Annotated in this window: 28 protein-coding genes and 1 other RNA gene; 19 read left to right on the top strand and 10 right to left on the bottom strand. The window is 71.0% G+C overall.

Features of this window, described 5'->3' with window-relative positions:
• The first annotated feature begins 96 nt into the window (after positions 1 to 96).
• Entirely contained in the window at positions 97 to 777 is a 681-nt protein-coding gene (locus IEX89_RS15220) for a DUF433 domain-containing protein (RefSeq protein WP_188914100.1), read from the top strand.
• The gene (locus IEX89_RS15215; RefSeq protein WP_188914099.1) at positions 765 to 1,202 is read left to right on the top strand and encodes a PIN-like domain-containing protein; all 438 of its coding nucleotides are present in this window, start codon (positions 765 to 767) and stop codon (positions 1,200 to 1,202) included. The genes IEX89_RS15220 and IEX89_RS15215 overlap by 13 nt, the downstream gene beginning before the upstream one ends.
• Before the next feature lie 8 nt (positions 1,203 to 1,210).
• On the opposite strand, the gene IEX89_RS15210 is transcribed toward IEX89_RS15215, so the two are convergent.
• The gene (locus tag IEX89_RS15210) at positions 1,211 to 2,092 is read right to left on the bottom strand and encodes an MBL fold metallo-hydrolase (RefSeq protein ID WP_188914098.1); all 882 of its coding nucleotides are present in this window, start codon (positions 2,090 to 2,092) and stop codon (positions 1,211 to 1,213) included.
• 239 nt (positions 2,093 to 2,331) lie between these two features.
• On the opposite strand from IEX89_RS15210, the gene IEX89_RS15205 reads away from it, so the two are divergent.
• From IEX89_RS15205 to IEX89_RS15190, 4 genes are all read left to right on the top strand, one after another.
• Complete coding sequence (locus IEX89_RS15205; protein ID WP_188914097.1) at positions 2,332 to 2,754, top strand: protein tyrosine phosphatase family protein; 423 nt, start codon at positions 2,332 to 2,334, stop codon at positions 2,752 to 2,754.
• 167 nt (positions 2,755 to 2,921) lie between these two features.
• On the top strand, positions 2,922 to 3,227 hold the full coding sequence (locus IEX89_RS15200) for an ArsR/SmtB family transcription factor (RefSeq protein ID WP_244645487.1): 306 nt from the start codon (positions 2,922 to 2,924) through the stop codon (positions 3,225 to 3,227).
• Between the two features lie 29 nt (positions 3,228 to 3,256).
• Positions 3,257 to 3,898, top strand: a complete 642-nt coding sequence (gene eda, locus IEX89_RS15195; protein ID WP_188914095.1) for a bifunctional 4-hydroxy-2-oxoglutarate aldolase/2-dehydro-3-deoxy-phosphogluconate aldolase — start codon at positions 3,257 to 3,259, stop codon at positions 3,896 to 3,898.
• 99 nt (positions 3,899 to 3,997) lie between these two features.
• The gene (locus IEX89_RS15190; RefSeq protein ID WP_188914094.1) at positions 3,998 to 4,498 is read left to right on the top strand and encodes a DUF533 domain-containing protein; all 501 of its coding nucleotides are present in this window, start codon (positions 3,998 to 4,000) and stop codon (positions 4,496 to 4,498) included.
• 43 nt (positions 4,499 to 4,541) lie between these two features.
• On the opposite strand, the gene aat is transcribed toward IEX89_RS15190, so the two are convergent.
• The 6 genes from aat to IEX89_RS15160 all read right to left on the bottom strand — a co-directional run bounded on the left by aat (position 4,542) and on the right by IEX89_RS15160 (position 9,988).
• Positions 4,542 to 5,219 carry a leucyl/phenylalanyl-tRNA--protein transferase gene (gene aat / locus IEX89_RS15185; protein WP_188914093.1) on the bottom strand — a complete coding sequence of 226 codons (678 nt, stop codon included), beginning with the start codon at positions 5,217 to 5,219 and terminating at the stop codon, positions 4,542 to 4,544.
• 27 nt (positions 5,220 to 5,246) lie between these two features.
• Positions 5,247 to 6,605 carry an acetyl-CoA carboxylase biotin carboxylase subunit gene (gene accC, locus IEX89_RS15180; protein WP_188914092.1) on the bottom strand — a complete coding sequence of 453 codons (1,359 nt, stop codon included), beginning with the start codon at positions 6,603 to 6,605 and terminating at the stop codon, positions 5,247 to 5,249.
• An 11-nt stretch (positions 6,606 to 6,616) separates the two neighbouring features.
• Entirely contained in the window at positions 6,617 to 7,105 is a 489-nt protein-coding gene (gene accB / locus IEX89_RS15175) for an acetyl-CoA carboxylase biotin carboxyl carrier protein (RefSeq protein WP_188914091.1), read from the bottom strand.
• Between the two features lie 17 nt (positions 7,106 to 7,122).
• Positions 7,123 to 7,584 carry a type II 3-dehydroquinate dehydratase gene (aroQ, locus tag IEX89_RS15170; protein WP_188914090.1) on the bottom strand — a complete coding sequence of 154 codons (462 nt, stop codon included), beginning with the start codon at positions 7,582 to 7,584 and terminating at the stop codon, positions 7,123 to 7,125.
• Between the two features lie 144 nt (positions 7,585 to 7,728).
• Positions 7,729 to 8,523: a DsbA family protein gene (locus IEX89_RS15165; protein WP_188914089.1), complete on the bottom strand. Its 795-nt coding sequence runs from the start codon at positions 8,521 to 8,523 to the stop codon at positions 7,729 to 7,731.
• 40 nt (positions 8,524 to 8,563) lie between these two features.
• Complete coding sequence (locus tag IEX89_RS15160) at positions 8,564 to 9,988, bottom strand: M48 family metalloprotease (protein WP_188914088.1); 1,425 nt, start codon at positions 9,986 to 9,988, stop codon at positions 8,564 to 8,566.
• 177 nt (positions 9,989 to 10,165) lie between these two features.
• Between IEX89_RS15160 and IEX89_RS15155 the strand changes: the two genes are divergently transcribed.
• The 7 genes from IEX89_RS15155 (at position 10,166) to IEX89_RS15125 (ending at position 14,615) form a co-directional block, all read left to right on the top strand.
• Positions 10,166 to 11,344, top strand: coding sequence for a pyridoxal phosphate-dependent aminotransferase (locus IEX89_RS15155; RefSeq protein ID WP_188914087.1), 1,179 nt, complete (start codon positions 10,166 to 10,168; stop codon positions 11,342 to 11,344).
• 97 nt (positions 11,345 to 11,441) lie between these two features.
• Positions 11,442 to 12,140 (top strand): phosphatidylserine decarboxylase, encoded by a 699-nt coding sequence (locus tag IEX89_RS15150; RefSeq protein ID WP_188914086.1) that lies wholly within the window; start codon positions 11,442 to 11,444, stop codon positions 12,138 to 12,140.
• Between the two features lie 31 nt (positions 12,141 to 12,171).
• Positions 12,172 to 13,023, top strand: a complete 852-nt coding sequence (gene pssA, locus IEX89_RS15145) for a CDP-diacylglycerol--serine O-phosphatidyltransferase (RefSeq protein ID WP_188914085.1) — start codon at positions 12,172 to 12,174, stop codon at positions 13,021 to 13,023.
• A 65-nt stretch (positions 13,024 to 13,088) separates the two neighbouring features.
• Entirely contained in the window at positions 13,089 to 13,736 is a 648-nt protein-coding gene (locus IEX89_RS15140) for a Maf-like protein (protein WP_188914084.1), read from the top strand.
• Positions 13,737 to 13,773: 37 nt separating this feature from the next.
• Positions 13,774 to 13,980 (top strand): DNA gyrase inhibitor YacG, encoded by a 207-nt coding sequence (locus IEX89_RS15135; RefSeq protein WP_210317647.1) that lies wholly within the window; start codon positions 13,774 to 13,776, stop codon positions 13,978 to 13,980.
• A gap of 104 nt (positions 13,981 to 14,084) precedes the next feature.
• Positions 14,085 to 14,312 carry a type II toxin-antitoxin system ParD family antitoxin gene (locus IEX89_RS15130; RefSeq protein ID WP_188914083.1) on the top strand — a complete coding sequence of 76 codons (228 nt, stop codon included), beginning with the start codon at positions 14,085 to 14,087 and terminating at the stop codon, positions 14,310 to 14,312.
• 9 nt (positions 14,313 to 14,321) lie between these two features.
• Entirely contained in the window at positions 14,322 to 14,615 is a 294-nt protein-coding gene (locus tag IEX89_RS15125) for a type II toxin-antitoxin system RelE/ParE family toxin (RefSeq protein WP_188914082.1), read from the top strand.
• A gap of 21 nt (positions 14,616 to 14,636) precedes the next feature.
• Here IEX89_RS15125 and IEX89_RS15120 read toward each other — a convergent pair whose 3' ends face one another.
• On the bottom strand, positions 14,637 to 15,329 hold the full coding sequence (locus IEX89_RS15120) for an aspartate/glutamate racemase family protein (RefSeq protein ID WP_188914081.1): 693 nt from the start codon (positions 15,327 to 15,329) through the stop codon (positions 14,637 to 14,639).
• Positions 15,330 to 15,496: 167 nt separating this feature from the next.
• Here IEX89_RS15120 and ffs point away from each other — a divergent pair.
• From ffs to nudC, 4 genes are all read left to right on the top strand, one after another.
• Positions 15,497 to 15,593, top strand: an RNA gene (ffs, locus tag IEX89_RS15115) — signal recognition particle sRNA small type.
• Between the two features lie 69 nt (positions 15,594 to 15,662).
• Positions 15,663 to 17,606, top strand: coding sequence for a DNA polymerase III subunit gamma/tau (locus IEX89_RS15110; RefSeq protein WP_188914080.1), 1,944 nt, complete (start codon positions 15,663 to 15,665; stop codon positions 17,604 to 17,606).
• Positions 17,607 to 17,653: 47 nt separating this feature from the next.
• Positions 17,654 to 18,100, top strand: a complete 447-nt coding sequence (locus IEX89_RS15105; RefSeq protein ID WP_188914281.1) for an HIT family protein — start codon at positions 17,654 to 17,656, stop codon at positions 18,098 to 18,100.
• Between the two features lie 26 nt (positions 18,101 to 18,126).
• A complete protein-coding gene (nudC, locus tag IEX89_RS15100; protein ID WP_188914079.1) occupies positions 18,127 to 19,041 on the top strand; it encodes an NAD(+) diphosphatase in 915 nt (304 codons plus the stop codon).
• Between the two features lie 24 nt (positions 19,042 to 19,065).
• Here nudC and IEX89_RS15095 read toward each other — a convergent pair whose 3' ends face one another.
• Complete coding sequence (locus IEX89_RS15095) at positions 19,066 to 19,923, bottom strand: prephenate dehydratase (RefSeq protein WP_188914078.1); 858 nt, start codon at positions 19,921 to 19,923, stop codon at positions 19,066 to 19,068.
• Positions 19,920 to 20,660 (bottom strand): 3-deoxy-manno-octulosonate cytidylyltransferase, encoded by a 741-nt coding sequence (locus tag IEX89_RS15090; protein WP_188914077.1) that lies wholly within the window; start codon positions 20,658 to 20,660, stop codon positions 19,920 to 19,922. Before IEX89_RS15090 ends, IEX89_RS15095 begins: the two co-directional genes overlap by 4 nt.
• A gap of 268 nt (positions 20,661 to 20,928) precedes the next feature.
• On the opposite strand from IEX89_RS15090, the gene IEX89_RS15085 reads away from it, so the two are divergent.
• Together IEX89_RS15085 and IEX89_RS15080 are read left to right on the top strand one after the other, a co-directional pair.
• Positions 20,929 to 21,525 carry a c-type cytochrome gene (locus IEX89_RS15085; RefSeq protein WP_188914076.1) on the top strand — a complete coding sequence of 199 codons (597 nt, stop codon included), beginning with the start codon at positions 20,929 to 20,931 and terminating at the stop codon, positions 21,523 to 21,525.
• A 385-nt stretch (positions 21,526 to 21,910) separates the two neighbouring features.
• Positions 21,911 to 22,675, top strand: a complete 765-nt coding sequence (locus IEX89_RS15080; protein WP_188914075.1) for a DUF502 domain-containing protein — start codon at positions 21,911 to 21,913, stop codon at positions 22,673 to 22,675.
• The last annotated feature ends 6 nt before the right edge of the window (positions 22,676 to 22,681 follow it).

Genomic DNA, 22,681 nt, shown 5'->3' with positions numbered 1-22,681 from the left:
ATTGACAATCTGGCAACTAATCGTTAGCTGCAAAAGCATGGTCGATGGAAATCGTCTGCGATGGGCCGAGCGTTGATATCGAGGGAATCCGCGTGGATGGAGCGGCTCGAGGTCCCGGCCTATCAGGTGCGGGAAGCGGCTCGCTATGCGCGCACCTCCACCGACACCGTCGTGCGATGGCAGGTACCGCCCTCCGGCGGGACGTCCGCCATCGCGTCGCGAGATGCTCGAACCGCGCTTTCATATCTTCAGCTGATCGAGATCGGCGTCGTCGCCGCCATGCGGCAAGCAGGGGTTCCGCTCGGCGCGATCCGAGCGGCCCGCGGGTACATGGAGCGAGAGTTCCAAGCGCGTTTCCCGTTCGCCGAGCATAGGTTCGCCGCCTACGGCGCGAAGCTCTTCATCGACTACGACCGCGAGCTCGGCGGCCTCGCGAAGGAGCGGCTGATCACGGTGACGGACGACGGTCAGCTCGCTTGGCGGGGCATTCTCGCCGGCCGCCTGCGGGAGTTCGACTACGATCCGGAGATCGGTGCGGTGCTCTCCTGGAGGCTCGACGGTGTCGACAGCCCGATACGGCTCGATCCGCGTCGGGCCTTCGGCGCCCCGAATGTGCGTGGCGTCGCCACCTGGGTCCTGCGGGACCGCTGGAAGAGCGGCGAGGCCCCGGCGGAGATCGCCGACGACTTCGACCTCGACGTCTCGGAGGTCGAGGCGGCGCTGCATTTCGAAGGCGTCGAGACGAGTCGCGGGCGGCCAGAGCGTTGGACCAGCTGACCCTCTTCTTCGATCGAACCTTCGGCAAGCGGCTTCCGAGAGCGCTGGCGTCTCTGAAGCCGCCCGCCGAGATTCGCTGGCATCAAGGCGAGCGCTTCGCTCACGACATGCCGGACGACGAGTGGCTGTCGATCGTCGGGCGCAAGAACTGGGTTGTCCTGTCCCAGGATCGGCGCTTCCACGTTCGCGACAACGAAGCGCTCGCGATCGTGCAGCACGGCGTACGGTGCTTCTACCTGCCGTGCGCCAGCGAAGACCGCTGGACGTCGCTGTGCATCTTCGTCCGGCGGCATGCGCCGCTCATCGATCTCGCGACACGCAGCACGTCACCCTTCCTCTTCGACCTGAAGCGCAACGGGCGCTTCTACCCTATCGCCCTGCCGCTCCCCCACACGGCGGCGGAGACGGCAGCGTCGACCGGGTGAGCGCACGCTCACCCCACATGCGCCTCCGACTTGAAGGTCACGGGAATCGTCAGGTAGTGCACGCCGTTCGCCTCCTTGGCCGGGAAGCGGCCCGCGCGGATGTTCACCTGGATCGAGGGCAGGAGCAGCGTCGGGGCGGCGAGGGTGGCGTCGCGGGCGGTGCGCATGGCGACGAAATCGTCCTCGCTCACGCCGTCGTGGACGTGCTTGTTGGCGCGCCGCTGCTCGGCGACCGTCGTCTCCCAGGCATAGGCGTCGCGCCCGGGCGCCTTGTAGTCGTGGCACATGAACAGCCGCGTCTGCGGCGGCAGCGCCAGGAGCCGCTTGATCGAGCGGAAGAGCTTGCGGGCGTCGCCGCCGGGGAAGTCCGCGCGCGCCGTGCCGAAATCGGGCATGAACAGCGTGTCGCCCACGAAGACGGCGTCCTCGATCTTGATGGCGATGTCGGCGGGAGTGTGGCCCGGCACGTAGAGCACCTCCGCCTCCAGCGCGCCGATGCGGAAGGTCTCGCCGTCCGTGAAGAGGTGGTCGAAGTCCGAGCCGTCGGTCTTGAGGTCGGTGGCGTTGAACACCGGGCGGAAGATGCGCTGCACCTCCTTGATGTGCTCGCCGATGCCGATCCTGGCGCCGGTCTTCGCCTTGACGTAGGGCGCACCCGAGAGATGGTCGGCATGCGCGTGGGTCTCGAGCGCCCAGACGACGCGATAGCCGGCCTCCTCGGCGGCGGCGAGGATCGTCTCGACGGAGGAGGTGGTGACGGTGCCGGCCTTGTGGTCGTAGTCGAGGACCGGGTCGATGATCGCGGCCTCCTTCGTCTGCGGATCGGCGACGAGGTAGCTCACGGTGTTCGTCGGCTCGTCGAAGAAGGCGCGGATGACGGGCTGGCTCATGGGATGTCCTCCATCTTTGCGAGATCAGGCAAGGGGGCGCGGCGGGGCGCCCCTTTCGTCGTGCCGTGCAATATATCAGTAAAAACTAATTTAGCAACATCTTGAACGACGGGCGCGTGACGTCTATCTTCCGCAGGCGGCGCCCCGGTCGGTCCTCGCGGATTGATCCTGCCGCCGCGCGTCGCCATTGTCGCGGGCGAGGACGTCCGGCCGCGCCCGGCGAGACGACAGGAGACACCATGACCGCAGACATCCGCCGCCTCACCCCCGAGCTCTCCGTGGCGCCCCAGATCGCGCCCGACGACCTCGCCGCGGTCAAGGCCGCCGGCTTCACCACCGTGATCAACAATCGCCCCGACGGCGAAAGCCCCGACCAGCCCCCGAGCGCCACGATGGAGGCCGAGGCCGCCCGCGTCGGCCTCGCCTACCGGCACGTGCCGGTGGTCTCCGGCGCCATGACCATGGACGACGTCGCCGCCTTCGACGCCGCCCTGTCGGAGACGGACGGGCCGACGCTCGCCTTCTGCCGCTCGGGCACGCGCTCGGCGACGCTGTGGGCCTTCACCCAGGCCGGCGCGCGCGCCCCCGACGAGATCCTCTCCATCGCCGGAGGCGCGGGCTACGACCTCTCTGGGCTCAGGCCCTATCTCGAACGAGGCTGATCCCGATGCACGACGCCGTGACAGCCGCTCTCGCGATCGACGACGGCAGCCGCGCGGCCCTGCCTCTTCCCGAAGGGCAGGAACCGTACGCGGAGGTCGACCCCAGACCTTGCCCAAGCGCCGCGACACCGCCATGTTGCGTGCGATTCACGGAGGATGACACGCGGGTGGCGACCACGGACGATCTCACTGCGCTCGCGCCGAAGGCGGAAGAGGTGGCGGAGCTCCTCTCGGCGTTGGCGCATTCGAAGCGCTTGATGGCCATGTGCCGGATGATGGACGAGGAGGTCTCCGTCGGCGTGCTCGCCGAGTCCGTGGGTCTCGGCCAGTCGGCGCTCTCGCAGCATCTCTCGAAGCTGCGGGCGCTGGGCCTCGTCACCACCCGCCGCGAGGGCCAGACGATCTACTACCGCCTCGCCTCGCCGGAGGCGCGCGAGCTGATCGGGACGCTCTACCGGCTCTATTGCACCTGACGGGCGCCGCCCGAGGAAAGACCACAGCGATGCGCGCGCACGACACGTTCCTGCTCGAGGCGGCGGCGAGAGCCCCCGTCATTCCCGTCGTCACGATCGAGGACCCGCACCTCGCCGCCGAGCTCGCCGCGACGCTGGTCGCCGCGGGGCTGCCCGTGGTCGAGGTGACGCTGCGCACGCCGCGCGCGCTCGACGCGATCCGCGCCATCGCGCACGGGGCGCCCGAGGCGATCGTGCTCGCGGGCACCATCGTCTCCCCGAGCCAGATCGGCGAGGCGGCGGATGCGGGCGCGACGGGCATCGTCACGCCCGGCACCTCCCCGCGCCTCGCGGACGCGCTCGCCGAGGCGCAGATCCCCGCCATGCCGGGCTGCGCCACGGTGTCGGAAGCCATGGCGCTGCACGAGCGCGGCTTCTCGGTCTTGAAGCTCTTCCCGGCGGCCGCCTCAGGCGGTCCCGCCTGGCTCAAGGGCATCGCGGGGCCGTTGCCGTCCCTGCGCTTCTGCCCGACGGGCGGGATCGATGCGCAGAGCGCGCCCGCCTACCTCGCCTGCCCCAACGTCGTGTGCGTCGGCGGTACCTGGGTGACGCCCAACGCCCTCGTGGCGAAGGGCGATTTCGCCGCCATCGCCCGCCTCGCCCGAGAGGCGGCGGCGCTGCCCCGCGGCTGAGCGCACCCCGTCTCGGAACGGCCGTTCGCGCCCTCGCGTTCTCCGGGTCTCGGGCGAGCATCGCGCTCGCCGCGTGAGATCGCACGAAGGGGACGCACGATGGACGCCACACGCCTGCTCTCGAGCCTCGCCGGTACGCTCGGCCGCACCGCGCGGCGCGCCCGCGGCGGCGCGAACCTCGCGACGACCGCGATCTCCTCCCACGACGACGGCGCCGAGGCACCGCCCCGGCTCGATCTCGCCGGCGTCGACGACGACGAGGCGCTCCTCCTCGTGCGCACGATGATCGCGGCCGCCGCCGCCGACGGCGTCGTCGACGGCTCCGAGCGCGAGCGGATCCACGACGCCATGCGCGACTCCGGCCTCGACCCCGCCGACCGCGCCTTCCTCGACGAGGAGATCTCCTGGCCGCGGGACATCGAGGAGATCGCCGATGCGGTCGGCACGCCCGAGAAGGCGGCGCGCACCTATGCGGCGGCACGGCTCGTCATCGAGCCCGACACGATGCAGGAGCGCGAGTTCCTGCGCCTCCTCGCCGAGCGCATGGATCTCCAGGCCGGCGAGGTCGCGGCCATCGAGGAGCGATTCGGGGGCAAGTGATTCGCGCCCGCGAGGAGCGAATCATCCCCTCCTCGCGGGAAGATCATTTTCCTTCGCGGGGCGTGGCGATCATGTCGAGGGCGACGGCCCCGGGGATCGTCTCGCCCGTCGGCCACGCGTCCCAGCGCGCCTCGTAGGCGAGCGCCTCGCCGAGGAGGCGCTTGTACTCGCGCCGCGAGACCTCGCGGGCGCCGAACTGGGCCAGGTGGTCGGTGACGAATTGCGTGTCGAGCAGCATGTAGCCGCCGCGCTTGAGCCGGGCGACGAGGTGCACGAGGGCGACCTTGGAGGCGTCGCGCGCCGTGTGGAACATGCTCTCGCCGAAGAAGGCGGCGCCGAGGCTCACCCCGTAGAGCCCGCCGACGAGCGTGCTCCCCTCCCAGACCTCCACCGTGTGGCAGTAGCCGAGATCGAACAGGTCCCCGTAGATCCGCCGGATGCGGGTGTTGATCCAGGTCTTCTCGCGGTCCTGCGCCGGCGCGGCGCAGCCGTCGATGATTCCCTCGAAATCCGTGTCGATGCGCACCTCGAAGGCGTCCGAGCGGACCGTGCGCGCCAGCCGCTTGTTCACGTGGAAGCCGTCGAGGGGGATGATGCCGCGCTCGCGCGGCTCCACCCAGTAGATGCCGGGATCGTCGGCGCTCTCCGCCATGGGGAAGATCCCCGCGGCGTAGGCGCGCAGGACGATCTCCGGCGTGATCTGGACGATGCCGCTGTGCATCCGGGGGTTCCGCGTGGCGACCGTGGGCTACCGGGTCTCGTCCAGCCCCCCGGTCTTCAGGAAATGCTCGAGCCAGTGGATGTCGTAGAGCCCGTTCTGGATATCTTGGTTCCGAACCAGCGTCCTGAAAAGAGGCAACGTCGTGTCCACCCCATCGACGACGAACTCGTCGAGCGCCCGACGAAGGCGCATCAGGCACTCGTTGCGGGTCCGCCCGTGCACGATGAGCTTGCCCACGAGGGAATCATAGTGCGGAGGAATGCGGTAGCCCTGATAGGCCGCCGAATCGACCCGCACGCCGAGGCCCCCCGGCGGATGGAAGTAGGTGATCGTCCCGGGCGAGGGACGGAAGGTGGCGGGGTGCTCGGCGTTGATGCGGCATTCCACCGCATGCCCCTCGAAGCGCACGTCCTCCTGCGTCACCGAGAGCGGCGCGCCGGCGGCGATGCGGATCTGCTCGTTGACGAGGTCGATCCCGGTGATCATCTCCGTGACGGGATGCTCCACCTGGATGCGGGTGTTCATCTCGATGAAGTAGAACTCCCCGTTCTCGTACAGGAATTCCACCGTGCCGGCGCCGGCATAGTGCAGCTCCTGCATCGCCTTGGCGACGATGCCGCCGATGCGGGCGCGCTCCGCCGGGTCGAGGGCCGGGGAGGGGCCCTCCTCCCAGACCTTCTGGTGGCGGCGCTGGAGCGAGCAGTCGCGCTCGCCGAGATGGATCGCGTTGCCGCGCCCGTCGCCGAGCACCTGGATCTCGATGTGGCGGGGCTTTTCGAGATATTTCTCGATGTAGACCGCGTCGTCGCCGAAGGCGGCCTTCGCCTCCGTGCGGGCCGTGACGAAGGCGTGGGAGAGCTCGTCCTCCGTGCGCGCCACCTTCATGCCGCGCCCGCCGCCGCCGGCGGCCGCCTTGATCAGGACCGGATAGCCGATCTCGGCCGCCACGCGCTTGGCCGCGTCCTCGTCGGCGACGCCGCCCTCCGAGCCGGGCACGCAGGGGATGCCCAGGCGCTTGGCCGTGCGCTTGGCCTCGATCTTGTCGCCCATGATGCGGATGTGCTCCGCCTTGGGGCCGATGAACGCGATCTTGTGGTCGGCCAGCACCTCGGCGAAGCGGGCGTTCTCCGACAGGAAGCCGTAGCCGGGATGGATCGCGTCCGCGCCGGTGATCTCGCAGGCGGAGATCAGGGCGGGGATGTTGAGGTAGCTGTCGCGCGCGGGCGGAGGCCCGATGCAGACGCTCTCGTCGGCGAGGCGCACGTGCATCGCGTCCGTGTCGGCGGTCGAATGGACCGCGACGGTCGCGATGCCGAGCTCCTTGGCGGCGCGCAGGATGCGCAGCGCGATCTCGCCCCGGTTCGCGATGAGGATCTTGTCGAACATCCGCTCGCCCGTCATTCGATGATCATCAGGGGCTCGCCGAACTCGACCGGCTGGCCGTCCTCGAAGAAGATCTCCGTCACGGTCCCGGACCGGGACGCGACGATGTCGTTGAAGGTCTTCATCGCCTCGATCAAGAGCACGCGCTGGCCGGCCTCGACCTTGGCGCCGACCTCGACGAAGGGCTTGGCGTCCGGGGAGGGGCGGCGATAGGCGGTGCCCACCATCGGCGAGGTGACCGCGCCGGGATGCTCGCGCGGGGAGGCCTTGGCCGCGGGCATGCCCGACGGCGCCGCCGCCGCCACCGCCGCCGGGGCCGGCGCGGGAGCCGCCGGAGCGACGTGCGCGGCGGGAGCGGCGACGCTCACCACCTGCGCCGGCTGGCGCGCCACGCGAATGCGCAGGTCGCCCTTCTCGACCTCGATCTCGGTCAGGTCCGTCTCGGAGATGAGCCCGGCGAGCTCGCGCACGAGCTCGGGATCGAAGGGGCTGTTCCTGGCCATGTGTCGTGTTGCTCCTGTTACCGACGTGCCGGCTCGTCCGCGCGCCGGCGAAGCGCCGCGAGGCAGGCGTCGAAGCCGAGCGCGTAGCTCTGCGTCCCGAACCCGGCGATCACGCCGATGCAGACCGGCGCGATCATCGAGCGGTGGCGAAAGCTCTCGCGGGCGTGCACGTTCGAGAGATGGACCTCGACGGCGAGCGCGCCGGACCCTGCGATGGCGTCGCGCAGCGCGATCGAGGTGTGGGTGTAGGCGCCGGCGTTGACGACGATGCCCGCACCCGCGAGCCCCGCCTCCTGCACCGCCGTGACGAGGGCGCCCTCGTCGTTCGACTGGAGGAAGGTGAGCGCCACGCCCTCGGCCTCGGCCCGCGCCCGCAGCTCCGCCTCGACGTCGGCGAGGGTCGCGCGGCCGTAGATCTCCGGCTCGCGCTTGCCGAGGAGGTTCAGGTTGGGGCCGTTGAGGACGTGGATCGCGTGCATGCCTTGCGCCGAACGGGACGAGTGGCGCGCGTGCGAGCGCGCGCCGGACGCGCCGTCATAGCGGGTCGAGGCGCGCGACGGAAGGGGGAAGCGTCGCGGCGGGCGCGCTCCTCCACGCCTGGGCGGGACGGACGCGGGCCCGCCTCAGCAGCTCACCGAGCCGCATTCGCGGGCGTTCGCCACCGCTTCCGTCAGGCGCTCCACGCCCACAGCGCCGAAGATGACGCCGTCGCCCACCACCCAGGCGGGGGTGCCGGTGAGGCCGAGGCGGTCGGCGAGGTCGATGTTCGTCGTGATGATCTCGGCGACGCGCTCGCCGTTCACGGCCTCCTCCAGCGCGGCCATGTCGAGGCCCATCTCCTCGGCCACCGCCAGCGCGCGGGCGCCGTCGACCTGGCCGCGGGTGAGCAGCAGCTCCATGTGGAAGCGCTCCGCCTGCTCGGGCGTCATCTGCTCGGTGGCGGCGACGCCGATGCGCGCGGCCTCGAGCGAGCCCGGGCCGAGCACGGGGAAGTCCTTGAGGACGACGCGCAGCTCGGGATCCCGCTCGATCATCGCCATGACGTCGCCGAGCGCCCGCTTGCAGAAGCCGCAATTGTAGTCGAAGAACTCGACCAGCGTGACGTCGCCCTCCGGGTTGCCGAGCACGATGTCGTGGTCGGCGTCGAACAGCTCGTCGCGCATCGCGGTCATCGCCTCGCGCTGGCGCGCCTCCTGCTCCGCGACCTGGCGGCGCTCGAGCTCGGCGAAGACCTCGCGCATGAGCTCCGGGTTCTCCAAGAGGTACTCGCGCACCACCTCGCCGATCGCGTCGCGCTCGGCCTCGCTGAAGGGGGTCTCCTGGGCGATGGCCGGAGCGGTCGCGAGCGCACCCGCCGCGAGGACGGCGGCGAGCGCCGTGCGGCGCAGGGTGGCGAATGGAGCGAGGAGCGAGGTCATGAGGTCGGCGGTCCTGTCTGGAGCGTGGACTGGTGGCGGCTCAGCGCCGGTTCTCGGGAACGAAGTCGTAGATGTCCTTGGCGCGGCGCCAGGCGGGGGAGCCCTCGACGAGGCTGCGCATGGCGCGGAAGGCCTGCGTCTGCCCGTTCACGACGTCTCCCGCGGCCATGTAGTACTCCGCCGTGGCGAGCTCCGCGAGCCCGATCTGGCCCGTGCGGCCATAGGCCATGGCGAGGTGGCGCCAGGGCTCCGGCGCCTCGCGGTCCGCGCGGGTGGCGCGCTCGAGCTGGACGATCGCCTCCTCCAGGCTGCCGCCGTCGCCCCGCGCGATGAGCGCCTGGCCGTAGAGCACCCGGATCGTCGGCGCGCCCTCGGAGAGGGAGACCGCGCGGCGCAGCGACTCGGTCGCCTCCTGCGGGCGCGCGCTCTCGAGCAGCAGCTGGCCGCGCAGCTCGTGGAAATAAGCGTTGCCGGGCTCCTCCCGGATGAGCCCGTCCATCAGCTCCACCGCCTCGCGCGAGCGCCCGGTGCGGTGCGCGACGACGGCGCGGGCATAGCGTGCGGGGGCGGACGCGTCGTGGGGCGGATAGCGGCGCAGCACGCTCTCGGGGCTGTCCACGAAGCCGAACAGCTTGGCGCGGGCGAGATCGTGGCGGCGCTGCAGCGCCGGCGGGTCGCGCCGGTCGCGATAGGGGCTCTCGGCCGCGAGCCGCTCGAGCTGCGAGACGCGCTCGGCCGGCAGCGGATGGCTCATCAGGTAGGGATCGAGCGCGCTCGAACGGAACAGGCCCGAATCGGCGAAGCGGCGGAAGGTGGTGATCATTCCCACCGGCGACTGCCCCGTTGCGTTGAGGTAGCGCACCGCGGCGATGTCGGCCGCCTGCTCCTCCGAGCGCTGGTAGGAGAGGAGGTTGCGGCGCACGAGCTCCTGCGAGCCCGAGAAGATGCCCGACGCGCCGAGCCCGGGATTGCCGACGTTGCTCCCCCCGCCGATGGCCCCGGCCATGGCGCCAGCGCCCAGCAGCATGCCGACGACGGAGAGGACCTGCGCGTTCGCCACCTCCTCGCGCAGCCGCGCCAGGTGCCCGCCGGCGATGTGCCCGGTCTCGTGGGCGATGACGCCGATGATCTCGTTGGGCGTGTCCGCCTGCATCAGCGCGCCGATGTTCATGAAGATCCGCCGCCCGTCCGCCACGAAGGCGTTGAAGCTGCGGTCGTTGATCAGCACGATCCGCGTCGCGTCCGAGCTGACGCCGGCCGCGCGGAAGATCGGGCGGGCATAGTCCATGAGCAGCCGCTCGATCTCGGCGTCGCGCACGATGGAGAGGGAGCGTCCCTGCGCCTGCGCGCTCGCCACAGGCAGCAGCGCGAGGGCGGCGGAAAGGACGATCGCGAGCACGCCGCGGGCCGTGCGCGCGAGGCCGGCGGAGAGGGCGGGATGGGGGAGGCGTCGCGGCGTCGTCATCGCTCGTTTCGTCCAGCTCGTCGCATTCCGGCTCGTCCGATGTGCGCCCGGCGCTTGCGGCTCCGGGGGAAGTACGGGTACAGGCTAGCCCCGAACATGGTCAAATCACGGTTTCGTCGGCCGCGCCGAGACGTCGCTCTCGCCGTCGCGCCCGCTGCGCATCCCCGGAGACGTTCGATGACGAGAGCCCCGCACCCGCCCGCGATCGCCGCGCGCGCCGAAGCGGTCGCGCCCTTCCTCGCCATGGACGTGCTCGCCCGCGCCGCGGTGAAGGAGCGCGGCGGCGAGAGCATCGTCCACATGGAGGTCGGCCAGCCCTCCGCGCCCGCGCCCCGCGCCGCCCGCGAGGCCGCGAAGGCGGCGATCGATGAAGGCCGCATCGGCTATACGGAGGCGCTGGGCATCGCGCCGCTGCGCGAGCGCATCGCGCGTCATTATCGCGAGGCCTACGGGGTGGAGGTGTCGCCGGAGCGCGTCGTGGTGACGACGGGCTCGTCGGCGGGCTTCGTCCTCGCCTTCATGGCGATGTTCGCGCCGGGATCGAAGGTCGCCATCACGGCGCCGGGCTATCCGGCCTATCGCAACATCCTGCGCGCCCTCGACGTCGAGCCCGTGGAGATCCCCCTCGAGCGGGCGACGGGTTACGTCATGACCGGCGAGGCGCTCGCGGCGACGCATGCGCGCACGCCGCTCTCCGGCGCGCTCGCCATGAGCCCGGCGAACCCGTCCGGCACGATGATGGACGAGGCGACGCTCGCCTCCGTCGCGCGGACCTGCCGCGAGAACGGGCTGTGGTTCGTCTCCGACGAGATCTATCACGGCCTGACCTACGGCACCCCGGCCCAGACGGCGCTCCGCTTCGATCCGGACGCGGTGATCGTCAACTCGTTCTCGAAATATTATTGCATGACCGGCTGGCGCATCGGCTGGCTCGTGGTGCCCGACCGCCTCGTGCGGCCCATCGAGCGCCTGGCGCAGAGCCTCTACATCTCCGCGCCCTACCTCTCGCAGGTCGCGGCGCTCGCGGCCTTCGAGGCCACGGACGAGCTCGAGGCGGTGAAGGCGGGCTATGCTCGAACCCGCGCGATGCTGCTCGAGGAGCTGCCGCGTATCGGCCTCGACGAGCTGCACCCGGCGGACGGCGCCTTCTACGTCTACGCGAACGTCTCGCGCTTCACGAATTCCTCCCTCGACTTCTCGCGCCGCCTCCTCGACGAGGCCGGCGTCGCCGCGACGCCGGGCGTCGACTTCGACCCGATCGAGGGCGAGCGCTGGCTGCGCCTCTCCTTCGCGGGCGCCTTCGAGGAGTGCCGGGAGGGGGTGCGGCGGATCGGGGCGCTGTTGCGGCGCACGTGACGCGCCTCCGAAAAGGGACCGTTCGACGGCGCGGGAGTTGACCCCGGGCGCGCGATCCCGCATGCGCTGATGTCCCGACCCGCCCAGAGTATCCGCGATGTCCCTCGTCGAATCCGTCCGCAAGGTCTTCGTCCCGATCCACCGGGAGGGATGGCCCTTCATCGCCATCGCCGCCGGCGCCTCGATCGCGCTCGCCTTCCTGTGGGAGCCGCTGTTCTGGATCGGCCTCGTGATCACGGTGTGGGTCTGCTACTTCTTCCGCGACCCGCCGCGCACGACGCCGGTGCGCGAGGGCCTCGTCGTCTCGCCCGCGGACGGGCGGGTGAGCCTGATCACGACGGCGATCCCTCCCGACGACCTCGATCTGCCGCGCGAGCCGATGACGCGCATCTCCGTGTTCATGAACGTGTTCAACTGCCACGTGAACCGCGCGCCGGTCTCCGGACGGATCGTCGAGCAGGTCTATTCGAAGGGGCTGTTCCTCAACGCCGAGCTCGACAAGGCGAGCGAGGACAACGAGCGCAATTCCCTCGTCATCGACGCCGACGGCACCAAGATCGCCGTCGTGCAGATCGCGGGGCTGGTCGCGCGGCGCATCGTCTCCTTCGTGCGCGAGGGCGAGGAGATCGAGGCGGGCACGCGCTTCGGGCTGATCCGCTTCGGCTCTCGGCTCGACGTCTACCTGCCGCTCTCGGCGCGCCCGCTCGTCGGCTTCGGGCAGAACGCCATCGCCGGCGAGACCGTTCTCGCGGACCTGCGCGCGGACGAGCCGCCGCGGCGTTTCCGCTCGTCGTGAACCGAGGCGGCTTCGTGCCCGTTGCCCCGTCATGAGCGACTTCTTCGCCCCCTTCGCCCCCGATCCGAACGAGCCGCGCCGGCGCCGCTTCAAGCCGGTGCCGTTCCGCGTCATCGCGCCCAACCTGATCACGCTGCTCGCGTTGTGCCTCGGGCTCACCGCGATCCGACTCGCCTACGAAGGGCGGCTCGAGGTCGCGATCTACGCGATCCTCGTCGCCGCCATGCTCGACGCCGTGGACGGGCGCGTGGCGCGGCTCCTGAAGGGCACCTCGCGCTTCGGCGCCGAGCTCGATTCGCTGGCCGACTTCGTCAATTTCGGCGTGGCGCCGGCGCTCGTGCTCTATTCCTTCACGCTGTCGGACGCCGGCGGCGTGGGCTGGGCGGGGGCGCTCGTCTTCGCCATCGCCTCCTGCCTGCGCCTCGCGCGCTTCAACGTGGCGCTCGACAATCCGCACCGGCCGGAATGGCAGAAGAACTATTTCGTGGGCATGCCCGCGCCCGCGGGCGCGCTCGCCGCGCTCCTGCCCATCTACCTCTTCTTCCTCGGCGTGCCGGCGAACAGCGAGGTCGCCTCCCCCTTCAATCTCGCCTACGTCGTCGTGATCGGGATCATGATGGTCTCCACCGTGCCGACCTACTCGGGCAAGACGCTGGGCAAGCAGGTGCCGCGCGAGCGGGTGCTGCCGCTCTTCGTGGGAGCGGTGGCCCTCGTGGCGCTCGTCGTCTCGTTCCCTTTCGCCATGCTGGCGCTGGCCGTTCTCGTCTACCTCGCGACCATCCCCGTGGGCGTGCAGCGCTACCGCAAGCTCGCCCGGCGCCACGCGGCGGAGCAGGCGCAAGCGCGGGCGGCGGCGGTCGAGATCGGGGACACGGGCGCCTGAGGGCGTTCACAAGCGCCGCGCGGGCGGCTAGGTTCCACGCCGCTCGCTGAGAAGGATGAAGCCCCGTGTCCCTGTTCGGTTCGCGCGAGAGCGAATGGCGCCCCAAGCTCGTCCTCGCCTCCGCCTCGCCGCGTCGCCTCCAGCTGCTCCAGCAGGTGGGGCTCGATCCCGACGCGCTCCTGCCCGCCGACGTCGACGAGACGCCGCTGAAGCTCGAGAAGCCGCGCGACCTCGCAAAGCGCCTCGCCGCCGAGAAGGCGCGCGCCGCGACCCGCGTCGCCCGCGCCGACGAGGCCTTGAAGGGGGCCTATCTCGTCTCGGCCGACACGGTGGTGGCGGTGGGCCGGCGCATCCTGCCCAAGGCGGAGATCGTCGACGAGGCGGCGGGGTGCCTGCGGCTCCTCTCCGGGCGCCAGCACCGGGTCTACACGAGCGTGTGCGTGGTCACGCCCAAGGACGGCTATCGCGAGCGCGTGGTCGAGACGCGGGTGCGCTTCAAGCGCCTCTCGCAGGACGAGATCGACAGCTACCTCGCCTCCGGCGAATGGCGCGGCAAGGCGGGGGGCTACGCCATCCAGGGACTCGCCGGCGCCTTCGTGGTGAAGCTCGTGGGCTCCTACCCGGCGGTGGTGGGGCTCCCCATCTACGAGACCGTCTCGCTGCTGGAAGGCGAGGGCTACCCTGTGCGCCTCTCGTGGCTCAACGCCGCCTGAGCAGCCTAGGGAATCGGAAGCGGTCGACGGAGGTGATATGGCGCGAAAGACGGTGAACGAGGACGACCTGAGGCCGATGGAGGACAGCGTCTGCCCGATCTGCGGCAAGACGACCATCGTGAAGTACCGCCCCTTCTGCTCCAAGCGCTGCGCGGACGTGGACCTGCAGCGCTGGTTCACCGGCGCCTACGCCGTGCCCGTGGTGGAGGAGGACCGCTCCGCCGACGCCGACGAGGAGGAGTGAGCGGCGCGCAGCCGGGTTGACAAGGTTTGCCAAGCCCGGCGATCGTGACTTCCGAGACGACGACGCGAGACGACGACGCGAGACGACGAGGCGAGGAGAGAGCGATGGCGACGATGAACGTGTCCCTTCCCGACGAGATGAAGGACTGGGTCGAGGCGCAGACCGAGACCGGCCGCTACGCCAATTCGAGCGACTACGTCCGAGACCTCATCCGCCGCGACCAGGAGCGCCGGGAGAAGATCGCGGCGATGCAGATCTTGGTGACGGAGGGCCTGGAGAGCGGTTTCAGCGACAAGTCGATCGACGAGATCATCGCCGAGGCACTGAAGTAGTCGCTCGCGATGACATGGCGTCTCACCAAAGCCGCGAACGCGGATCTCGTCCGCATATTGCGTGAGAGCAAGAAGCTGTTCGGCGCCGTTCGCGCGGCGGCATACGGCCGAGAGTTTCGTGCTGCGTTCGATTTCCTTGCCGAGCACCCGCGCGCAGCACGCGAGAGGCGAGACCTCTCACCCCCTGTGAGGCTCCATCCGGTACGATCCCACGTGATCGTCTACGTCGTCGACGAGAGCGACGACGTAGCCGTCGTGCGCATCCGGCACGCTCGTGAAGATTGGATCGTCAATCCCGTGTGACCGGCGTCTTGCGTCGCGCCCTCACCCCCGCGCCGCCTCCAGCGCCGCGCGGCAATGCAGGTCGATCGTGTCGAAGAGCGGCACGGCGGCGTCGCCCGGGCGCAGGAGGAGGGGGATCTTGGTGCAGCCGAGGATCACGCCCTGGGCGCCGTCCTCCGCCAGCTCGCGGACGACGTCGAGGTAGCCGGTCCGCGCCTCCTCGGTGAAGACGTTGCGGACGAACTCGTCGTAGATGGCGTCGTGCACGAATTGCCGGCGCGCCTCGCGCGGCACGATGGTCTCGATGCCGAGCGGCGCGAGGCGCTCGGAATAGAACGTGCCCTCCATCGTCTTGCGTACGCCGAGCAGGCCGACCTTGGTCATGCCGGCGGTCCGGATGCCCGTCGCCACGGCGTCGACGATGTGGACGAAGGGCACGCGTACCTCCTCGGCGATGGCCGGGATGAAGCGATGCACCTCGTTGCAGGCGATGAGCGCGACCTCGGCGCCTGCGGCCTCCAGCGCCTTCGCCGCGGACACGACGAGATCGCGCGCGGCGGCCTCGTCCCGGCGCGCCACGACGGCGTCGATGAAGGCCGCGCGGTCGACGCTCTCGAGGACGAGGGGGAGCGAGACGACCCCTCCGTCCGCCGGCGTCGCGAGCTCGTTGAGACGCTGGTAGTACGCGGCGCTGGAGACCCAGCTGAGCCCGCCGACGATGCCGATCTTGCGCATGAGGTTCGCTTTCGAGTGACGCTCGCGGCCGGTTGCCGCTAAGTGATAGTACTTACTCTAGTGCCGGTTGTCAAACGAAGAGTTGCATCGTCGCGCCGGTGACGCCCCGCTGTGGACGGCCCATCGCGCGCTTGCATCGCCGCTCCCGGCGGTCCATATACGGGGCCGGGAGGTTGGCGAGGGACGTCTCACTCGCCAACCGGGTCAGGTCCGGAAGGAAGCAGCCCTAACGAGACCGAACGGGTTCTCGTCCAGCCTCCCACCCCTTTCTCCTCGCGCGGCTCTTACGCGTCTCGCGCCAGTCCCCGCCAGAGCCGCGACGGCGACGAGACGATGACCGACGAGACGCACGACGCTCCCCCGCCTTCCCCCGACGAGCCGGCCTTCCCGGGTCTCGCGACCGCGCCGCCGGCCGGCGCCTCCGCCGCCCCCGCGCCCTACCGCGTGCTGGCCCGCAAGTACCGCCCGCGCTCCTTCGACGACCTGATCGGCCAGGAAGCGATGGTGCGCACGCTCTCCAACGCCTTCGCCACCGGCCGCATCCCGCAGGCATGGATGCTCACGGGCGTGCGCGGCGTGGGCAAGACGACGACGGCGCGCATCCTCGCACGCGGCCTCAACTACGAGCGCGAGGACGGCTCGGGCGGCCCCACCATCGACCTGAAGGAGATGGGGCGCCATTGCGAGGCCATCGTCGAGGGCCGCCACATCGACGTCCTGGAGATCGACGCCGCCTCCAACAACGGCGTCGACAACATCCGCCAGATCTCGGACGCGGTGCGCTACGCACCGGTCTCGGCGCGCTACAAGGTCTACATCGTCGACGAGGTGCACATGCTCTCGACGGCGGCCTTCAACGCCTTCCTGAAGACGCTGGAGGAGCCGCCGCCGCACGCGAAGTTCGTCTTCGCCACGACCGAGATCCACAAGGTCCCCGTCACCATCCTCTCGCGCTGCCAGCGCTTCGACCTCAAGCGCGTGCCGGGTGACACGCTGGTGGCGCATCTCGCCAAGATCTGCGGGCTGGAGGGCGTCGAGGTCGAGCCCGAGGCGCTCACCGCACTGGCGCGGGCGGCGGAGGGCTCGGTGCGCGATTCGCTCTCGCTGCTCGACCAGGCCATCGCCCACGGGGCGGGCGTCGTGACCGCGCAGACCGTGCGCGACATGCTCGGCCTCGCCGACCGCGCCAAGATCATCGATCTGTTCGAAGCCGTGATGAGGGGCGACGTCGAGACCGCCTTCGGCGCGCTGAAGGACCAGTACGACAACGGCGCCGACCCGGCGATGGTGCTCCAGGAGCTCGCCTCCTTCACGCACCTGACGACGCGCATGAAGCTCGTGCCCCAGGCCGACCAGGATCCGACGCTCTCCCAGGAGGAGCGCACCCGCGCGAGCGCGTACGCGCAGACGCTCTCGGTGCGGGCGCTCTCGCGGGCCTGGCAGATCCTGCTCAAGGCGATCCCGGAAGTCTCGCAGGCGCCGCGCCCGATGCCCGCGGCCGAGATGGTGCTCGTGCGCCTCGCCTACGCCGCCGACCTGCCGACGCCCGACGAGGCGTTGCGCATGCTCAAGGACGGCTCCGGCGCCGTCCCCGCGAGCCCTCCCGCGCCCTCCCGGACGAGCGGCACCGGCGACGGTCCGTCCGCGTCCCTCGACGAGCCGCCGATTCCGCCGGCGCGCGAGGCGATGGCCGCCTCGGGCGGCGGCGGCGCGCGCGCGCCGCTGCCGTCGGCGAAGGCGCTCCTCTCCGCCGTCCCGTCGAGCCCGCGGCCGGAGCCGTCCGCGGCCCCCGTCGCGACGCCGACACCCGCGGCGGTGCCCGCGGTCCGGCTCGCGCGCTTCGAGGACCTCGTCGCCTTTGTGGGCGAGCGCCGGGACGTGGGCCTCAAGCGGGCGCTCGAATGCGACGTGCGCCTCGTCCATTACGAGGACGGCCGGCTCGAGTTCGCGCTCGCGGAGAGCGGGCGGCGCGATCTCCCCAACGAGATCTCCCGCAAGCTCGGCGAGCTCACCGGCCGGCGCTGGATCGTCGCGCTCTCCCGCGAGGAGGGCGCGCCGCCGCTCGCCGAGGTCGCCGCCGAGGCCGCCCGCGAGCGCCGCCGCGGCGCGCAGAACCACCCCCTCGTCCAGAGCGTGCTCGCGAGCTTCCCCGGCGCCCAGATCGTCGACGTGCGCGACCGCGCGCCCGCGGAGGACGACGAGGAGGCCCCGAACGCCGGCGGCATCTCGGAAGCCGCCGAGCCGATGGCGCCGCCGCCCGAGGACGAGGAGCTCTGATCGTCCACCCCATGGCCACGCCGCCGTCCGGGCTCTATGCTCGCGCCATGAACGATCCCGCTCCCGAAACGCCTGCCCGTGAGACCGGCTTCGCCCTCGACCCCCGGCTCGACGGCGACACCGTCCCCGTGGGCGATCTCGCCCTCTCCAGCGTGCTCCTCATGAACGACGCCCGCCATCCCTGGCTGATTCTCGTGCCGCGCCGGGCCGGCATGGTCGAGATCGCCGACCTCTCGGAGGCTGACGCCGCCGCGCTGATGGCCGAGATCCGCATCGCCTCGCGCGTGCTGCTGGAGGTGGCGAAGCCCGACAAGATCAACGTGGGTACGCTCGGCAACATGGTCGCGCAGCTCCACGTCCACGTCATCGCGCGTTTCGCCTCGGACCCCGCCTGGCCGGGGCCGGTCTGGGGGCAGGGCACGCGCATCCCCTATCCGCCGCATGCGGCGCAGGCGCTCCTCGAGCGGCTGCGCACGGCCTTCGCCGCGGCCTGAGCCGCCGGCCTCGGAGATTCGATCTCATGACCAACGACACCCCGCCGCTCGGCTTCGCCGTGAACGGCCTCGTCCGCCACACGAGCGAGCGCGGCGGCGAGGCGCTGGCGCGCCATGCGCAGGACGCGCATGCGCTCAGCGTGCTCTTCGCCGGCGACACGCCGATCCTGCGCGGCGAAGGCGACGCGGCGAGCGCGCTCCATCCCCGCCCGGCGCTCGACGGCCTCGCGGTCACGACGCAGATCTATCTCGGCACCCTCGACGACCGCCCCGTCCTCGCCGCCGCGACCGCCGAGGATGCGCTCGACACGATCGCCGCGCGCCCCTCCATGATGCCGAGCGACCTGCGCGGGCTCGCGACGCAGGGGCTCGTGCCCGAGCGCGAGATCGGCCTCCTCGCGCAGGCGAAGTCGCTGCTCTCCTGGCATCGCCGGCACGGCTTCTGCGCCGCTTGCGGCGCGCCGACGGCGCTCTCCGCGTCGGGCTACCGGCGCGACTGCGCTGCGTGCGGCACCCAGCATTTCCCGCGCACGGACCCCGTCGTGATCATGCTGATTCGCCACGGCGATCGCTGCCTGCTCGGCCGCCAGGCGCGCTTTCCGACGGGGAATTACTCCTGCCTCGCCGGCTTCGTCGAGCCCGGCGAGACGATGGAGGACGCGGTGCGCCGCGAGACCTTCGAGGAGGCGGGCGTGCGCGTGGGGCGCGTCTCCTACGCCCTCTCGCAGCCCTGGCCGTTCGTCTCCTCGCTGATGCTCGGCTGCGTCGGCGAGGCCGAGGGCGACGCCCTCGACATCGACCGCGACGAGCTCGAGGACGCGCGCTGGTTCACCCGCGACGAGGTGCGCCTCATGCTCGCCAACACCCATCCCGACGGCCTGCGCGTGCCGCCGCCGGTCGCCATCGCGCACCACCTGGTGCGGCTGTTCGTCGAAGGGTGAGGCGCCCCTACTCCCCGGGCTCGATCATTCCCCCGGTTCGCGGTCGCGCAGGTTGGCGCGGAAGGGATGGGCCGGGTAGGTGCCGAGCACGGTGAGCTGGCGCGAGAAGAAGGCGAGCTCTTCCAGCGCGCGCCTGAGCGGCGGCTCCTCCGGGTGGCCGTCCACCTCGGCGTAGAACTGCGTCGCGGTGAACTGCCCCTCGATCATGTAGCTCTCGAGCTTCGTCATGTTGATGCCGTTCGTGGCGAAGCCGCCCATGGCCTTGTAGAGGGCGGCGGGGATGTTGCGCACGCGAAAGACGAAGCTCGTGACGCAATCGCCGCCGGGCGGGATGCGCGCCGGCTCGGGAGACAGGATGATGAAGCGCGTCGTGTTGTGCGCCTCGTCCTCCACGTCCTCGGCGAGGATGTCGAGCCCGTAGACCTCGGCGGCGAGCCGCGAGGCGATGGCCGCGCGCGTGGGGTCGCCCGCTTCCGCGATCTGACGGGCGGAGCCCGCCGTGTCGGCGCCCACGATGGCCTGGAGCCCGAGCTTGCGCAGCGTGCGCCGGCACTGGCCGAGCGCCTGCACGTGGCTCTGCACGGACTTGATGGTGGCGAGCGTCGCGCCCGTCGTCCCCATCAGCTGGTGATGGATGGGCAGGAAGAACTCGCCCACGATGTGCAGGCCCGAATCCGGCAGGAGATGATGAATGTCCGCGACGCGGCCGGCCACCGAGTTCTCGATGGGGATCATCGCGAGCCGCGCCTCGCCGTCGGTCACGGCCGCGAAGGCGTCCTCGAAGGTGGGGCAGGGCAGCGCCGTCCAGCCGGGATAGACCTCGCGGCAGGCGATGTGGGAGTTCGCCCCGGGCTCGCCCTGGTAGGAGATGATGTTCGTCATGGTGAGGAGCCTTCGAGGGCGGCGCGGGCGCGCGCCAGGGTGTCGGGCGTATCGACGCCGAAGGGCACGTCGTCGATGATCGTCACGTCGATGCGCATGCCGTCCTCGAGCGCGCGCAATTGCTCGAGCCGCTCGCGGGTCTCGAGCGGGGAGGGCGCGAGCGCCACGAAGCGGGCGAGCGCGCGCCGGCGATAGGCGTAGAGGCCGACGTGATGGTAGAGCGCGCCCTCGCCCCAGGGGGCGGTGGCGCGGGTGAAATAGAGCGCGCGCATGCGCCCCGGCGCGATCGCGCTGCCGACGACCTTGACCACGTTCGGGTCCGAGCGCTCGTCGGCGCGGGTGATCTCGCCCGCGAGCGTGCCGATGGCGACCGCGGGATCGGCGAGCGGCAGGATCGCGGCGGCGATGGCGCGCGGGTCGATCGTGGGGAAGTCGCCCTGAACGTTGACGACGACGTCGTGCCGGCCCTCCGGGTCGAGGATCTCGGCGGCTTCGTGGATGCGGTCGGAGCCGGACTGGTGGTCGGCGCGCGTCATGACGGCGGTGCCGGCGGCGGCCTCGACGGCGGCGGCGATCTCGGGCGAATCGGTCGCCACCGCCACGGGGCCGATGCCCGCCTCCACCGCGCGGCGATAGACGTGGACGATCATCGGCGTGCCGGCGATGTCGGCGAGCGGCTTGCCCGGCAGGCGCGTCGCCGCCATGCGGGCGGGGATGAGGACGAGGGGGTCCGACATGGCGTATCCGGCGCTTCCTGTGGCGCTTTCCCTCGGGTTCGCTGATGCGCTTCCGCTCGGGAGCGCGAGGCTTTAGCAAGCCGTGCGGCGTTTGTCATCGCGCCTGCGCATGCGCGGACCCGCCCGTGCGACGACGCGACCCGCCGTTTTTCGTTGTCGGCGCCTGCGAATGAGTCTAAGCAACCGCCGCCGTGGGATGCGCGCACGCGCGCGCCCCGCACCCCGTTCTATGGTCCGCGTCCGCCGCTGCGGCAGCTTGGAGTCTGGCATGAACTCGTTCGAGCTCAACAAGATCATGGGTGCCGTGCTCGGCGCGCTCTTGTTCGTGGTCGGCATGGGCATCCTTTCGGACATCGTGTTCGAGCCCGAGCCCGCCGGCATCGCCGGCTACGCCCTGCCGCTGCCCGAGGGCGCCGAGACCGAGGTCGCCGAGGCGGCCCCGGCGGAGGAGCCGCTGCCGATCCTGCTCGCCAGCGCCGACGTCGGCCGCGGCGAGGCCGCCGTGCGCAAGTGCGCCTCCTGCCACTCCTTCGATCAGGGCGGCGCCAACGGCGTCGGCCCGAACCTCTACGACATCGTCGGCGGCCCCAAGGCCCACCTCGACAATTTCGGCTATTCGTCCGCGCTCGCCGAGCGCGGCGCCGCCGGCGAGGTCTGGGGCTACGACGAGCTCTACGCCTTCCTCGAGAACCCCCGCGGCTACATCTCCGGCACCTCCATGGCCTTCGCCGGCATCCGCTCGGGCCAGGAGCGCGCGGACATCATCACCTACCTCGCCTCGATCACCGAGAACCCGCCCCCGCTGCCGGAGGCCGAGGCGGCCGTCGAGGGCGGCGCGGAGACGGACGAAGCCGCGGCCCAGTGAGGGCTTCGCAGCATCGCAATCCCTTCGAAGGCCGGGCATCGTCCCGGCCTTCTTTCGTTGGAGGTCACCTCTCCTTCCCTGCAGGGGAGGTGGCACGCCGCGAGGCGTGTTCCGCGAAGCGGAAGCCTCGGTGTCCGGGTCCGCACGTCCGTTTCGGCTGCGCCGAACGCGCGTCCCGCGCGCCCCATCCGTCTCGGCTTCGCCGAGCCACCTTCCCCTACAGGGAAGGAGGGAACTCTCGCCGCTGTCGCGCGTCGCGAGGGCACGTTGCGGAAGGCATGGCTCGGCTCACGCTTTCTGCGGGGTCGCGCGGCGGGCTTCGCTTGTGTAGCGTACATCCGTCCCCGCCGAGGGACCTCGCCCCCGTCCGCCACGACATCGATCGATGAGCTCGCACTCGCATCTCCGCATCCGTCGCAACGTCCTCTCGGGGCTGTTCGTGGTCATCCCGCTGTGGGTGACCTTCGTCGCCGTGTCGTTCATCATCGACATCCTGGTGGCGACGGGGCGGCCCTTCGTGCTGACCTTCGCGCGCAACGTCCGCTCGGACTACGCGGTCTTCGCGGATCTGCTGGCGCAGGGCTGGTTCCAGTCGACGCTCGCCCTCGTCGTCGTGTTCGTGGCGCTGTACGTCATCGGCGGGGCGGCGAACGCCGTCATCGGCCGGCGCATCCTGCGCGCGGTCGACCGCCTGATCGACTACGTGCCTCTCGTGAAGACCATCTACTCGGCGACACGCACGCTCTTGAACTCGCTCCAGACCGGCAACTCGTCGGGCCAGCGCGTGGTGCTCATCGAGTTTCCGTCCCGCGACATGCGCGCGCTCGGCTTCGTCACGGCGACCTTCACGGCCGACGACACGGGCGAGGAGATCGCCGCCGTCTACGTGCCCACGACGCCGAACCCGACCTCGGGCTACGTCGAGCTCGTGCCGACGACGCGGCTCGTCTATCTCGACTGGTCGGCGAACGACGCCATGTCCTTCATCGTCTCGGGCGGCGCGATGACGCCGGGCCGCATCCTGATGAATCCGGGCAAGCCCGGGGACCGCCCGATCGTCCAACCGCCGGCGCCGGTCGCGCCCGAGCCGACGCCCGCCCCCGCTTCCGCCCCCGCACCCGTGCGCGACCCCGTCGACGCGGCGAGCTGAAGGAGG

This window comes from Salinarimonas ramus (assembly GCF_014645695.1).
Taxonomy (GTDB): domain Bacteria; phylum Pseudomonadota; class Alphaproteobacteria; order Rhizobiales; family Beijerinckiaceae; genus Salinarimonas; species Salinarimonas ramus.
Note: the sequence above shows the minus strand (reverse complement) of the source record. Positions and strands in the feature narration are given on the sequence as shown.